This is a genomic window from Mesorhizobium sp. M5C.F.Ca.ET.164.01.1.1, assembly GCF_004792125.1.
Classification (GTDB): Bacteria; Pseudomonadota; Alphaproteobacteria; order Rhizobiales; family Rhizobiaceae; genus Mesorhizobium; species Mesorhizobium wenxiniae.
Window position 1 is genome coordinate 2,911,160 of sequence record NZ_SRTG01000001.1, and the last position, 12,560, is coordinate 2,923,719.

16 protein-coding genes are annotated in these 12,560 nt (G+C 61.9%); 10 read left to right on the forward strand and 6 right to left on the reverse strand.

Translation table 11 applies throughout. The annotated features are described in order from the left end of the window. Position 1: 1 nt before the first annotated feature. The 6 genes from EN807_RS14265 (at position 2) to EN807_RS14295 (ending at position 5,631) form a co-directional block, all read left to right on the forward strand. Entirely contained in the window at positions 2–1,252 is a 1,251-nt protein-coding gene (locus tag EN807_RS14265; protein ID WP_135935369.1) for an FAD-dependent oxidoreductase, read from the forward strand. 330 nt (positions 1,253–1,582) lie between these two features. Continuing rightward, a complete protein-coding gene (locus EN807_RS14270) occupies positions 1,583–1,771 on the forward strand; it encodes a fumarate hydratase (protein ID WP_135935370.1) in 189 nt (62 codons plus the stop codon). A gap of 212 nt (positions 1,772–1,983) precedes the next feature. Further along, on the forward strand, positions 1,984–2,787 hold the full coding sequence (locus EN807_RS14275; RefSeq protein WP_135935371.1) for a class I SAM-dependent methyltransferase: 804 nt from the start codon (positions 1,984–1,986) through the stop codon (positions 2,785–2,787). Positions 2,788–2,924: 137 nt separating this feature from the next. Next, positions 2,925–3,230, forward strand: coding sequence for a hypothetical protein (locus EN807_RS14280; protein ID WP_023799134.1), 306 nt, complete (start codon positions 2,925–2,927; stop codon positions 3,228–3,230). 643 nt (positions 3,231–3,873) lie between these two features. After that, positions 3,874–5,016: an MFS transporter gene (locus EN807_RS14290; RefSeq protein WP_246684156.1), complete on the forward strand. Its 1,143-nt coding sequence runs from the start codon at positions 3,874–3,876 to the stop codon at positions 5,014–5,016. A gap of 408 nt (positions 5,017–5,424) precedes the next feature. Then, positions 5,425–5,631 carry a hypothetical protein gene (locus tag EN807_RS14295; protein ID WP_135935373.1) on the forward strand — a complete coding sequence of 69 codons (207 nt, stop codon included), beginning with the start codon at positions 5,425–5,427 and terminating at the stop codon, positions 5,629–5,631. 23 nt (positions 5,632–5,654) lie between these two features. Here EN807_RS14295 and EN807_RS14300 read toward each other — a convergent pair whose 3' ends face one another. The 4 genes from EN807_RS14300 to EN807_RS14315 all read right to left on the reverse strand — a co-directional run bounded on the left by EN807_RS14300 (position 5,655) and on the right by EN807_RS14315 (position 7,687). Further along, complete coding sequence (locus tag EN807_RS14300) at positions 5,655–6,368, reverse strand: sulfite exporter TauE/SafE family protein (RefSeq protein WP_065009025.1); 714 nt, start codon at positions 6,366–6,368, stop codon at positions 5,655–5,657. A gap of 71 nt (positions 6,369–6,439) precedes the next feature. Further along, positions 6,440–6,733 (reverse strand): hypothetical protein, encoded by a 294-nt coding sequence (locus EN807_RS36525; protein WP_065009024.1) that lies wholly within the window; start codon positions 6,731–6,733, stop codon positions 6,440–6,442. An 18-nt stretch (positions 6,734–6,751) separates the two neighbouring features. Continuing rightward, a complete protein-coding gene (locus EN807_RS14310; RefSeq protein ID WP_127315150.1) occupies positions 6,752–7,144 on the reverse strand; it encodes a VOC family protein in 393 nt (130 codons plus the stop codon). A gap of 87 nt (positions 7,145–7,231) precedes the next feature. After that, complete coding sequence (locus EN807_RS14315) at positions 7,232–7,687, reverse strand: histidine phosphatase family protein (RefSeq protein ID WP_246684093.1); 456 nt, start codon at positions 7,685–7,687, stop codon at positions 7,232–7,234. Positions 7,688–8,025: 338 nt separating this feature from the next. On the opposite strand from EN807_RS14315, the gene EN807_RS14320 reads away from it, so the two are divergent. From EN807_RS14320 to EN807_RS14335, 4 genes are all read left to right on the forward strand, one after another. Next, positions 8,026–8,661 (forward strand): ankyrin repeat domain-containing protein, encoded by a 636-nt coding sequence (locus EN807_RS14320; protein WP_135935375.1) that lies wholly within the window; start codon positions 8,026–8,028, stop codon positions 8,659–8,661. A 147-nt stretch (positions 8,662–8,808) separates the two neighbouring features. Beyond that, a complete protein-coding gene (locus tag EN807_RS14325; RefSeq protein WP_135935376.1) occupies positions 8,809–9,198 on the forward strand; it encodes a metalloregulator ArsR/SmtB family transcription factor in 390 nt (129 codons plus the stop codon). Then, positions 9,195–9,728 (forward strand): SRPBCC family protein, encoded by a 534-nt coding sequence (locus EN807_RS14330; RefSeq protein WP_135935377.1) that lies wholly within the window; start codon positions 9,195–9,197, stop codon positions 9,726–9,728. The genes EN807_RS14325 and EN807_RS14330 overlap by 4 nt, the downstream gene beginning before the upstream one ends. 122 nt (positions 9,729–9,850) lie before the next feature. Then, entirely contained in the window at positions 9,851–10,426 is a 576-nt protein-coding gene (locus EN807_RS14335) for a dihydrofolate reductase family protein (RefSeq protein WP_135935378.1), read from the forward strand. A gap of 98 nt (positions 10,427–10,524) precedes the next feature. On the opposite strand, the gene EN807_RS14340 is transcribed toward EN807_RS14335, so the two are convergent. Both EN807_RS14340 and EN807_RS14345 read right to left on the reverse strand, forming a co-directional pair. Then, a complete protein-coding gene (locus EN807_RS14340) occupies positions 10,525–11,325 on the reverse strand; it encodes a class I SAM-dependent methyltransferase (RefSeq protein WP_135935379.1) in 801 nt (266 codons plus the stop codon). Positions 11,326–11,491: 166 nt separating this feature from the next. Continuing rightward, the gene (locus tag EN807_RS14345) at positions 11,492–12,535 is read right to left on the reverse strand and encodes a DUF930 domain-containing protein (protein ID WP_246684094.1); all 1,044 of its coding nucleotides are present in this window, start codon (positions 12,533–12,535) and stop codon (positions 11,492–11,494) included. Positions 12,536–12,560: the final 25 nt, after the last annotated feature.

A 12,560-nucleotide genomic window follows, 5' to 3' on the forward strand; every position in this document is an offset into this window, starting at 1 on the left:
GATGGCAGCACTGGAAACCGTGGAAGTCGCCATAGTCGGCGCCGGCATTGTCGGTTTGGCAACGGCACTCCGGCTTGCGGCCGAGGGGCGCGAGGTGCTGCTCATCGACCCCAACGAGCCCGGCTCCGGCGCCTCGTTCGGCAACGCCGGAACGCTCGCTGAATATGCCTGCATGCCGGTCGGCAACCCGGCCGTGCTGCGCCAATTGCCAAAACTGCTCCTCGATCCGGACAGCCCTTTCGCATTGCGCTGGCCGGCGTTTTTCCAGCTTGCGCCCTGGCTGGTCCGCTTTGTGCGGCAGTCGCTTCCGGCGGCCACTCGCGCCAACGCGCTGGCGCTCGCCGGGCTTCTGGCTGAGGCCCTGCCGGCCTGGGAGGACATGGTGAAGGAGGCCGATATGGCCGACCTGCTGCGCCGCAACGGCTGTCTCTACCTGTATCGCAGCAAAAGCGATTTCGCCAAGGCGGCCGGGGGCAGGGCGCTGCGCGCCGGGTTCGGCGTCCATCAAGAGGTTCTGACGCCGGGGGAGGTGGCCGCGCTGGAGCCGAGCCTGCCCCCGACCGGGGCCAGCGGCCTGTACTTCCCGGATTCGATGAACGTCACCGATCCAAAGACGCTGATGCGGCGGCTGCTCGATGCCGGGACCGCCCGCGGCGTGTTGGTAGCGCAGGCCGGTGTAACCAGGCTGCGGGTCGAGGCGGACGGTGTCAGGCTCAGCGGTTCTGGCCTTCGCATCAAGGCGAACACGGTGGTGGTCGCCGCGGGCGCGCAATCGCGGGCGTTGGCCATGCAGGCCGGCGACAGCATCCCGATCGAGACCGAACGCGGTTATCATCTCGAATTCCCGACCGAAGCGCCTCTGCTCAATCGTCCAGTCTGTCCGGTCGATCTCGGCTTCTACATGACGCCGATGATTGGCAGGCTGCGTGTCGCCGGAACCGTCGAGCTCGGCGGGCTTGCAGCGCCTGCAAATCCGCGCCGGCTGGCGCTGCTCGATCGCGGTGTCAGGCAGTTCTTTCCCCAACTCGGTCGGTCTTCATCCGAATGGCTCGGGTTCCGGCCGTCGCTGCCCGATTCCCGGCCGGTCATCGGTCCGTCGCATGGTAGCCCCAGGGTGATCCATGCCTTCGGTCATGGTCATCTCGGCCTCACCGTGGCGCCGATCACGGCCCGCATGGTCGCTGACCTGATTGCCGGCCGCGGTAGCTCCGTAAGTCTCACGCCCTTTTCAACAGGCCGCTTCGGTGCATAAAGTTGGCTTGGCTCAGCCGCGATAGCGCAGCGCGTGAGCATTGGATAGGCGTTCGGCATCCTCTTCTGTCCCGCAACTGACGCCAGCCTGCGCGCCAATTGCGGATGCCGGTTCCGCCCGAGCACCATTCAAGCAAAAACCCGCCCCGGTCTCCGGAGCGGGTCTGTTGCCTGAGGCGGAACTCAATGCGTGTCCGCAGCAGCAAGGTCGCCTCGAGATGCTGAAGATCCGGTTAACCGGCCATATTTGATTCAAATCCAGCTGTGGATATTTGCCTTCGGGTAAATCGAGATGGCCATCCTTGGGGAACGGCGGGCAAAAGGAGAATCCATGACTAGCGACTTTGCCGCCGCCCACCTCCATCTTGAACGAGCCTGCCACTATTTGCGCGGCGATGACGAGACGAGCAGCACGGCTCGTGCGGCTCTGGATATTCTGATCGATGCAATTGCCGCAGCCCAGTACAAGCGTCCGCCCGCAGACGTGGTGGAATTTCCCAGTATGGCAACGCGGCGATAGCCGGCGAACCGGCCCGGAGGGCCCACGAAACGAGCCGATCGATCGCCTGCGTCAGCAGGCGATTTCCCTCGGGACCGGAGAGGTCAAGCGTCTGATCACTCTGCTGTGCATTTCGAGCCCGAACCGCACTCTTATGCCTCTGTTCCCGGGGTTGAGGCGAACGTATTCTCGTTGCGGCCCAATGTCTGAAATTGTCCCTGGAGGAGATTGCGATGGCTGAGGCAGCACGTCACGACGCTTGGCAGGCCGGAGATAGCTATGACCTCTATATGGGGCGATGGAGCCGTCAGATCGCCCCACTGTTCCTGGATTGGCTCGATCCGGCAGAAGGGCTGGATTGGCTGGAGGTGGGTTGCGGAACCGGGGCGCTGTCGGCAGCCATCCTGGCGCGCTGCAACCCCAGCAGCCTGGTTTCCATAGACCCATCGGAGGGTTTTCTCGCCAAGGCGCGTGCAAACGTGCCGGACGAACGCGTCGAGTTTCTCGCAGGGGATGCGCAGGCGTTGTCTGTCAAATCGGGCAGCAAGGACATGGTCGTGTCGGCGCTCGTTCTCAACTTCATCGCCGACAAGCAAAAGGCGCTCGCCGAGATGAGGCGGGTGGCCCGCCCCGGCGCGACGATTGGGTTCTATGTGTGGGATTACCCCGGCGGCGGGGTGGAATTCATGCGGGCCTTCTGGACCGCTGCGACTGCGCTTGACCCCGGCGCCATCGACCTTACCGAAGACAGGCGCTTTCCATTTTGCACACAAGATGGATTGACCGATCTCGCCGAGAAGGCGGGCCTGGTTTCCATCGACTCCACGCGGATTGAAATGCCGGCCGTGTTCAAGGACTTTGAAGACTACTGGCACCCCTTCACCCTGGGTGCAGGGCCCGCGCCCGGCTATTGCATGAGTCTCGCCCCCGCAGCTCGCCAGAGATTGATGGAGAGGCTCCGCGATAGTCTGCCGCGCGGCGAGGACGGATCCATTCCCCTGAAAACCAGAGCCTGGGCAGTCAAGGCGAAGGTTTGACCGCGAGCCCACGTCGCGCCAGACCGGCAGGCTGCCAACCATAGACTGTCCTGCGCAAAGTTCGGGTTGACCGGCGTTGTACGCGAAGCGACTATTCGTCTGGACAGCCGAGATGCAGACTGCGCGAGGAGATTACGATGGACGAGCCCGATCGGTGGCGTCACATGTCGAGCGCGCCAAGGGATGGCAGCCGAATTCTTGTCACGGTTCGGCCGTCGGAACAGGGGCCGGCGGAAGTCGACTTGGCTTACTGGTCTCGAGCCGACCAGTTCGGCAGCGAAGGGTGGCGTGCTTCCGACTCGTCGCCCGGACGCGTGGTTGAATACGCCGAACCCGAGCTGAAGTGCTGGATGCCGCTGCCGACAGCCAATCTGAGCAAGGGTTCATTGCCCAGCCCCTGGGACGAAGAAGATGTCCCGCTGCTGGATGGGTCGGGGATATGAGGCTGCCGGGAGCGGGGAAGTTCACACGGTAAGAAAGGGCGTTGAAGGTCGAGCCGAAACCCGCTCTCGTGCTCACCGACGCCGGAACGACCTGCTTATCTCTGCTTCGATCTGCGCCAGCCTCAAGCCAAAATCGTCGATCAACTTAAGTGCATTTTTATTACCGATGCGTGGGTTGAAGGGACGCGATCGCGGGAAATATCACGCCCAAGACGCGGGATCAGCGCGCATGCGCGGATCACGGCGATCCAGAAATCGAACGGGCGGACCGTTGATACCCGGCAGGCCCGCTGCTTCTCGAGATAATGCGTAAGTGCAATATCGTAGCGTAGCGGCCCGCCGCGCCGCTGCTCATTGCCCTTGGAAACCGCAACGCAGCACTTTAGCGAACTGAGACGCAAGATCGGTGGCGTCAGCGAACGAATGCGCGCCCAGGCGTTACAGTGGCTGGCAGGGGCAGGTTCTCCCCTTCCAGTCCAACAAAACCGATGCTCGCCTCGCTGGAATATCTAACGCGACTCCGTCATGATCTTTCCGCCTTGCCGAGCGGCGGTGACGCCGACGCAAGCCATTAGAGTAGGCCAGGCCAGTGCAGCGGATCCACCCGACGACCTTTCTTTTTGCGGCCCGAGCCCTGCGCGATATGGGCGATGGCTTCGTGGCCGTTCTGTTGCCGGTCTACCTGCTCGCATTGGGCTTCGCGCCTCTGCAGGTCGGCATCATCGCGACCGCATCGCTGCTCGGTTCAGCGCTTTTGACCATCACCGTCGGAGTCCTTGGTGCTCGACACGATCACCGCCGTCTCCTGCTTGCCGCCGCCAGTCTGATGGTCGCCACAGGTGTGGCCTTTGCCCTGGTAAATGACTACGCGCTGCTTTTGGTGGTCGCGTTCGCAGGCACTATCAACCCGTCGGCCGGAAGCGTCAGCGTGTTCGTACCATTGGAGCATGCCGTGCTCACACGCGAAGTCGCTGATGCCGCGCGAACGAAGATGTTCGCGCGTTACAGCTTGGTGGGTGCGCTTGCAGGCGCCGTTGGCGCACTCGCTTCGGCAACCCCTGATCTTGTTGCTCCATCCGGCCTCGACCAACTCACCGGCATCAAGGCCATGTTCGTGCTCTACGCATTGCTCGGCCTGCTCGGCGGCCTCTTCTACGCGCGGATCCCGCAGCGCCGTCCCACGTCGGACACACGTACCGCGTCCGCGCTCGGCCCCTCGCGCAATATCGTTCTCCAGCTTGCGGCCCTTTTTAGCCTTGATGCTTTCGCCGGCGGCTTTGTCGTCCAGTCGCTGCTTGCCCTATGGCTTTTCGAAAAATTCGACCTGTCGCTTTCGGAGGCGGGATTTTTCTTCTTCTGGTCCGGTGTGCTTTCGGCGTTCTCATTCCCCGTTGCAGCTTGGCTGTCCCGGCACATCGGACTTATCAACACGATGGTGTTCACACACATTCCGTCCAGCATCGCCCTGATGCTGGCGGCGCTTGCGCCGACGCTACCTCTGACACTGGCCCTGCTGCTGGTCCGCGCTGCGCTTTCGCAAATGGATGTCCCGACGCGCTCATCCTATGTCATGGCCGTTGTCACGGAAGCGGAGCGGGCGGCGGCCGCGAGCTTCACCTCTGTCCCGCGCAGTCTGGCCGCGGCAGCCAGTCCGGCGCTTGCGGGCGCTCTGCTTGCTGCCTCTTTCCGAGCTTGGCCCCTCCTCATCTGCGGTGCATTGAAGATCATTTATGACCTGCTGCTGCTGATGCAGTTCCGGCACTTGAAGCCCCCAGAGGAGCGGTGATGCAGCCTTGTCGGTTGTGACGTTTAGCCAGGAGGGATCGATCGCGGCGGCAAAGCGTTTGAAAGGTGTCGACCGTTTTGAGCTGGCTCAGAGCGCGAAATGTCGCCTCGCTTCCTCCTCATGTTGTTCGCCGCCTTTTATCCGGCATCATCGGTGTACCCCCACTGGAAGCCTTCCACAGCACCTGCCTGGCACACGGTCCCGATTTCGACCGGACAGCAGCAGCGGCGGGGAGGCTTCGATGGACCCCGGTTTCCTATGATGCTTTTCCGAACTTGTCCCCCATCGCGAATGTCAATGAGGCAAGACGTGGACAACTGCGGCAGACGATACCATGCCGAAAGGGGCCATAGTCGGCGTAACAAAAGCAAGTTGGACGGTAAGGCGGTGCAGACATGCACCGTCGCCATGACCGATGTCGATCACGAGACTTTCCTGAAGAGCTCTTTCAGCCGGACTGATGCTGAGAAGATCGACGAAAAACGAGATGGGTTACAGATATCCAGGCTCTACATACTGATCGCCGGCGGCCGCGAGCAATTCGTCAATTTGAAGTTCCCGGCTTCGCCGTCAGCGGACGGATTGATGGTGGCGAGTTCCATCGCTGACGACTGAGCAAACCAGGACGACACCGTCATTCACAGGATTTCATGGAGGGCAACGGCGACAAGGACTGTGCCGGCGACCGCTTCGGCCGAGCGGGTCACCACCGCAACGAGTCTCGGGCGCGATTTCAGCAGACTCATCAGCTGGCTGCGGAAGAACACCGTGACAAGGGCGACGGCCGAGAGGGTGAACGCGACCCCTGCCATCATCGTTACGGCGAACGCGATGCCTGCTTCCGGTACGCTGCGTATCATGGCGAATGTCATAACGAAAAGCGTCAGCGGGCAGGGGATTAGGCCTGCCATGATGCCAACCGCCACACCCTCCCGGTCACCATGGGCGTGAACCGCGTGCCGGAGCGCCCGCCACACCATCCAGAGACCTATCGCGCCGAGCAAGCCTCGGCTCAAATCTTCCAGCAATGGCGCACGACCGACGGTTCCCAGCGCGACTGACACGAGCGGCAGCGCCAGGAGCGCGATCAGCACCGCCGCGGCGACGTGCGTGAAGGAGAGTGCAAGGGACACCGTCAGGCTGCGCCCCAGTCCGGCCGACGATCCGGCGAGGTACGTGGCAAGCACCGACTTGGAATGACCGGGCGTCATCGCATGGACCGCTCCGAACACGACGCCCATCGGCAAGAAGGCCGCGAGTGCCCCCCAGTTGCCGTCTTGTGCGAACGTCTTTATGTGCCCGGCGAAGGCCAGATAAATGTCGCGTTGAACATCGATGATCGTCTGCAGCATGCCGGGGCTGTATCCTGCTCACTCGCTGCCGCTCAAGGCCTCGCGCGGCCATTCCGGATGCAGCTTATCGATTACAAAGGCCTGAGCATGGCGATGTCCGAAATCGTCCGAACCCTCAGCCGAATGCGGATCATGCTCGGGAAGGCCGCGATGCTGGTGTTCAAGGACTTCTGGATCGCGTGCGGATCGCCTGCCCGAAGCCTTCCTCGTTCCGGCAGCCGGTGTCGATCAAATCTGTAACCGGCCTCGATCCCCCAACTCACAATCTTGGCCGTGATGGCCGGATCGACTTGCCACACGCCAAGGCCGATCTGGCTGAGCCGTCGTGCGGTAATCTGTTCAGGCATGCTCAGGTCCTTCTGCATCGGCACGTCACCGAGCGATCACGGGTTCCATCCGCCGCTGCCGTATTGACGGGTAATGATCTCGAGAAGATGACCGTTCGGGTCCTCGAAATAAACGCCGCGACCGCCGTCGTGGTGATTGATCTCGCCCAGCTGCGTCCGGCCAGGGTCAGCCCAGTACGGGAGATCCCGTTCACGAATCCTACCGAAGATCTCGTCGAACTCGATTTCGCTGACCAGGAAGGCGTAATGCTGCGGCCTGATTTCGCCGTCGGTATCCATGTAGTCGAGGTTGGCACCGTTTTCGGTCGTGACCATCTGGAAAGGTCCCCAGCGCCTCGGGGCTGGAAGGCCAAGTATTTCCGCCAGGAACTTTGCCGATGCCTCGCTGTTGCGGGCCGGCAGTATTGTGTGATTGAAATCGATAGCCATTCCATCACTCCCTTTGATCTCTCCTCGCACGTGGTTGTTCCACGGCTGAAGCGATGCTGCACGAGATGGGATCGAAGACCCTGATGCTCAAGCCGGCGCGGCAAGATGCCCGATGACCTGCACGGGGTCAGCTTCATGAATACGGACGATGATCGTTTCGCCGCTATCCGGCACTTCGCCGGTCAAACCGGTGATGTTGACCTGATGCGTGACAAGAACGGCAGGTCCGCCGAAACGCTGCCCGCGAAGCCAGGCCAGAAGGGCAGCGGTGCGCTCCTCGCCGGCCGAACTGTCGCCAAAGAATGAATTGAGCAGATCAAGAGGCACAATTTCGCCGATCCCGAGCAGGCGAGCGGTGTCAAGGCAACGACACCACTGGCTCGAATAGACGGCTGCCGACGAGATGCCATTCGCACGGAACAAATCGCCGATTGCGCGAGACTGCGCACGACCTTCTTTCGACAGGTTCCGCTGGGTCCTGCAATCACCGAGCCTGAAGCCGGGCGGATCGCCGGAGCCTGGGGCTGCGGCATGGCGCAGCACGGCAATGGCTTCTCCGGATCGCAGGGCTGGCCAGAGCGGCTCGGAGGCTTGTGCTTTGCCGAAGGCAGCCGCTCCGAGCGACAGGACAAGAAATCGCCGACGTCCAATTCGCATGTTGCTTCTCACCTTTTAGATAACGGCTTTCGCAAGTGCCGGCAATGTCTCGATAGAGTGCGCGCTTACTGTTCGTCTCTATCGGCCCCCGCTGCCGGAGGATATCGGCCAGCTCCGCCTAGATCAGCGGCCTGGCTTCAAGTTCGAGCGGGTCGGTCATTCGATGGATGTCGGCCGAACCGGAACAATGCTATCCTGCGCGAGCATTCGGGGAGGAGACTGCATTGGCCGAGAGCTTGGAAGCCGAAGAGGCGAGAGGTTGGTCGAATCTGCTGCTCGCGGCAGAAGGGGGCGATGCAGAGGCCGTTCGAGCGGAATTGGCCGCCGGCGCCAATATCAACGAGGCGGACGGCGGCGGCTGGTCAGCCCTTCATCTGGCAGCCCTCAACGCCCGCACCGCGGCGGTCGAGGCGTTGATCGAACACCCAGCAATCGATGTGAATTCCAGAAACAACTGGAAGAGCACGCCTTTGAGCCTTGCTTCGGCCAAGGGCCACTACGCATCCATTTTAGCTCTCGTGAAACATCCCGAAATAGAGATCAATGCACGAGCCGACTACTACGGCAGAACGGCCCTTATTGAGGCAGCAAAGAACGGGCATCTGGATGTCGTTAAGTTGCTTGTCGAGAATGGCGCCGACGTGAATCTGAGTGACAAGACCGGAAGAAACAACGCGCTTATCGAGGCTATCAAGGGACGGCACTACGAGGTCGCGGGATACCTGCTTGATTCTCGGAAAATGAACTTTCTAAACAAGGATATGAGACTGAACGCCCTGATCTGGGCTGGAAGCTGCCATAACCCACAACTCATAGAAAAGCTGGAAGACTCGATTGATACTTTCTTCCAAGGCAAGTGAAGGTTCCGCTTCCGCCACAGTGACCATGTCCGTGGTCTTGCACTGGCCGAATGTCCTCGATCGCCGCAGGCCGCCTGTGGAGCTCCCTTCCGAAATCATTCAACCAATCGGTTGACAATTAGAAAGCGGGACTCTATATTCAACTACATGGTTGAATCAGAGACACCCCAAATGGACTCGGTCTTTCACGCGCTTGGCGACGCCACCCGCCGGCGCATGCTTCGCGATCTCGCCGGCGGCGAGCGAACGGTGAGCCAGTTGGCGGAACCCTTCGCCATGTCACTCGCCGCCGCCTCCAAGCACATCAAGGCGCTGGAGAATGCAGGGCTTATTCATCGAGAGGTGAGGGGCCGCACGCATCTTTGCCGCCTCGAACCCGGACCGCTGGCCAGCGCCCATCAATGGCTGGGCTTCTACGAGCGCTTCTGGACCAACCGTCTCGACGTTCTCGAACGCCTCCTTCGCGAGGAGGACGCACGAAAAGCCCAGGATGATTCCAGGAAATCGCCCAACTCAAAAGAAGGAGACGACCAATGAACCAGATGAAAAACATCGAAGCCTATGGCGAGCTGACCGAGCCCGCCACGTTCACCATCCAGCGGCTTTTGCCCGGCCCCATCGAGCGGGTCTGGGCCTATCTCACCGAGAGTGACCTGCGTCGGCAGTGGATGGCCGCGGGCCAGATGGAAATGAAGGCCGGCACATCGTTCGAGTTCGTCTGGCGTAACGACGAGCTGACCGACCCGCCCGGCCAGCGCCCTGCAGGCTTTCCCGAAGAGCATCGGATGGAGGGCCGGATCACCGAGCTCGATCCGCCTTACAATCTCGCCATCACCTGGGGAAACACCGGCGGCGTTTCCTTCTTGCTGGAGGCGAAGGGTAGCGATGTGCTGCTCACCATCGTCCATCGGCGGCTGCCGGAACGTGCAATCCAGCTCAACATCACCGCCGGCTGGCACATGCACCTCGACCTGCTGGCCGCCCGCCTGGCGGGTAAGACACCGACCTCGTTCTGGGACGGCTGGGGCCGCCTGCGCGAAGAATACGACCGCCGCCTGCCGGCCTGACACGATCGCATCGTCCACCCACTGAAGTCACTGCCCAGCTTCCACCGGCATCCGCCCATGGAGGTTCGCACACCAGCAACGATGAAACGTGCTTGCATCCCGCAAGCCTGATGGAGGAAGTCATGCGTAAATTGATCACTGGAATGAAGATATCCGTCGACGGCAAGATGGAGGGACCCGAGGGATACGCGGATTGGGTCGACGCGTGGTCGGAGGAGTATGGGCTGACGCCGCAAATCGATGCCTGCCTGCTCGGGAGCGTCATGTATGCCGGCTACGAGCAGTACTGGAGCGCGATCCAGAATGAGCCGGATAAGCCACTGCCGATGACCGGCAAATTGCCGATGCCGGCGGAGCTCGAATGGGCCCGCTTTGCCGAACAGACCCCGCATTATGTGCTGTCGAACACAATGACTTCGGCGCTTTGGCCAAAGACGCGCTTCCTGCGGAGCCTCGAAGACATTGCAGCCCTCAAGCAGCAGCCCGGCAAGGACATCTATCTCATGGGCGGTGCGGGAATGACTGCGAGCCTGATCGATGCCGGGCTGGTCGATGAACTCAGGCTGATCGTCTATCCGCTGCTTGCCGGTGAAGGAAAGGCGCTGTTTGGGGCGACGCAAAAGCGTCGTGGGCTCGAACTGCGCAAGGTAGAGCAGTTGTCTGACGGCCGCGTCGGGCTGGTCTATGGGATTGGCTAAAGCGCGTTGCGTTCGATCGGCCTCATGCGACGCGCTTTATGCATGTCGTTATCGCAAAATCGCTGCACACTTTTGCGCAACATGCATTAGCGCCAACGTCAGGCAACGACACCGCGGCAGGCCCAGGCGACATTGGCAAAGGACCTCGGGCCGTCGGGCCGGCCGGCCTCATAGGCGTCGCGCATGGCGGCGTCGGTGCGCGCCCGCTCTTCTGGATCGAGCGTGGCAACATACTTGCCGAGCGGCCCTTCGCCGGCGGCAATCGGCGCCCAGTAATCGTCGAAGTTTTGGTAGTCCATGCGGATCATCAGCTGCGTTTCCGTAACGTCCCGGAGACCCTGTTCGACAAAGGTCCGTTGCATTTCGCCCGGCTGCATCATCGGCTGGGTGCAATAGCGGGCGCGCAACTGGCGTCCGCTCTCGCCGAGCACTGCGACCGTGTCGATCATCATGCGCATCCCCGGCATGCCGCCGAGATGGTCCCATACTGTCGCCGCGACCACGCCGCCCGGCCGCACGACGCGACGCATCTCGGCGACTGCCTTGCCTGCTTCGGGCACGAAATGGAGCACGAGCAGGGCTAGGGCGCGGTCGAACGCGCCGCCCTCAAAGGGCAGGGCGCAGGCATCGGCCTGGCGGATTTTTATCCGCGGATCGGCGTTGCGCCGGATTGCCTCCTCGACGAAAACGGCCGAAAAGTCGATCGCGGCGACCTCACGGAGGTCAGCGGCCTTGACGAGCGCGAAGGTCAGGCTGCCGGTGCCGCAGCCGACGTCGAGGATCTTTTCGCCATCGGCAAGTCCCGCGAAGTCGATGAACAGCGGTGCCAGCTTTTGGCTCCAGCGGCCCATGAGCTGCTCATAGCCGGCCGCGTGGTGAACGTTGAAACTTGAAGCCATCGAACCCTCCCTTAGCATAAGCTAAACCTCGACACTGCGATTGCCAAGACGGGCGAGCATTCGTCCCACCTTGGGCGGCCGCTGGCGAAAGCCACCTCGACGCGTGCCGGGACGCGAAGACTTCGCCGGCGTCGTGGATTTGATGCGGCCGGCGAGCCGGCCTCGATCAGTCTGGGCTACCTATTTGGCGGGCAGTCCGCGGCGCTGGCACTGGATCTCCGACACGGAAGGCGAACGACACGACTTTCGTCGCATCCGGATCGACCTCGCAACGAAAGCTCAGAGCGTACCACTGCCCGCCGGCGCGGAACTCGGTCCTGGAGACTTGCATGATATTGCCGGCCTTCAACCTGAAGGGACGCAAGACGTCGGGAAAGTAGGGGGGCGAGGCATGGCGCAACTGTTCGCGCACTTCCCAGAAGCAGAGCTGACCGATCCGATCGGGGCGCGGCACATTTCTCATGGCGGTTGTCGCGATTGGATCACCGGTTGCTGTTTGCGAGAACAATTTCTTGGCTTGCTGAAGCTTCATGGGATTTTGCACTTTGGCGACGTCCGCTGGCTTCGGCTTAGGCGGCGCGAATGCGCCAGGCGGCGGAGTTGGGTCTTTGCCGTCTGCCGCTGTCACGGCAGGTGGCTGCGCAAGATCCTGTTTATTGGGATCTTGCGGCGCCGGCAGTTGTTCCGAATCATCCTCCGCGCTGTTGCCGTCCAGAGACTTGCGAGGACCGGCGTCTTTCTCACCGAATTGGAAGACTGGCCTCTGAGGGCCGGCTTCAGGATGCGCCGGCGGTGGCATCTCGACCTTTGCTTCGGGCGGCTCTTCGGGCTTGGGCGGTTTCGCAGGAGGCGGAGGTTTGGCTTTCTCCGATGGCTTGGGCGGCGGCACCAGGTCCACCCCGATGGCCTGCTCCTTCTGCGGCTGCGGGGGCGACACCGGCAGTGCGGACAAAAGAAGCGCGGCGGCGAGCAAATGCAGGACCGCGGAGGTAGGCAAGGCCCACCTGAATACCCGGCGCTGATCCCGTATCCCGTCCGTCATCGTGACCGGGTGTGTGGAATGAAATATTGGCGGCATCAAGCATCGATGCTGCCAGACGTCGAAATAACCCGTTGCGAGTCGAAAGTCGGCGGCTGCAATACGGCGCGTCGTCCAATCGTGTGGCGTCTGCGTCCGCGCAGGGGACCAGGCCAGCAGCGCATGCAGCAAGTCGTCATTTCAGGCGGCTAGCAGG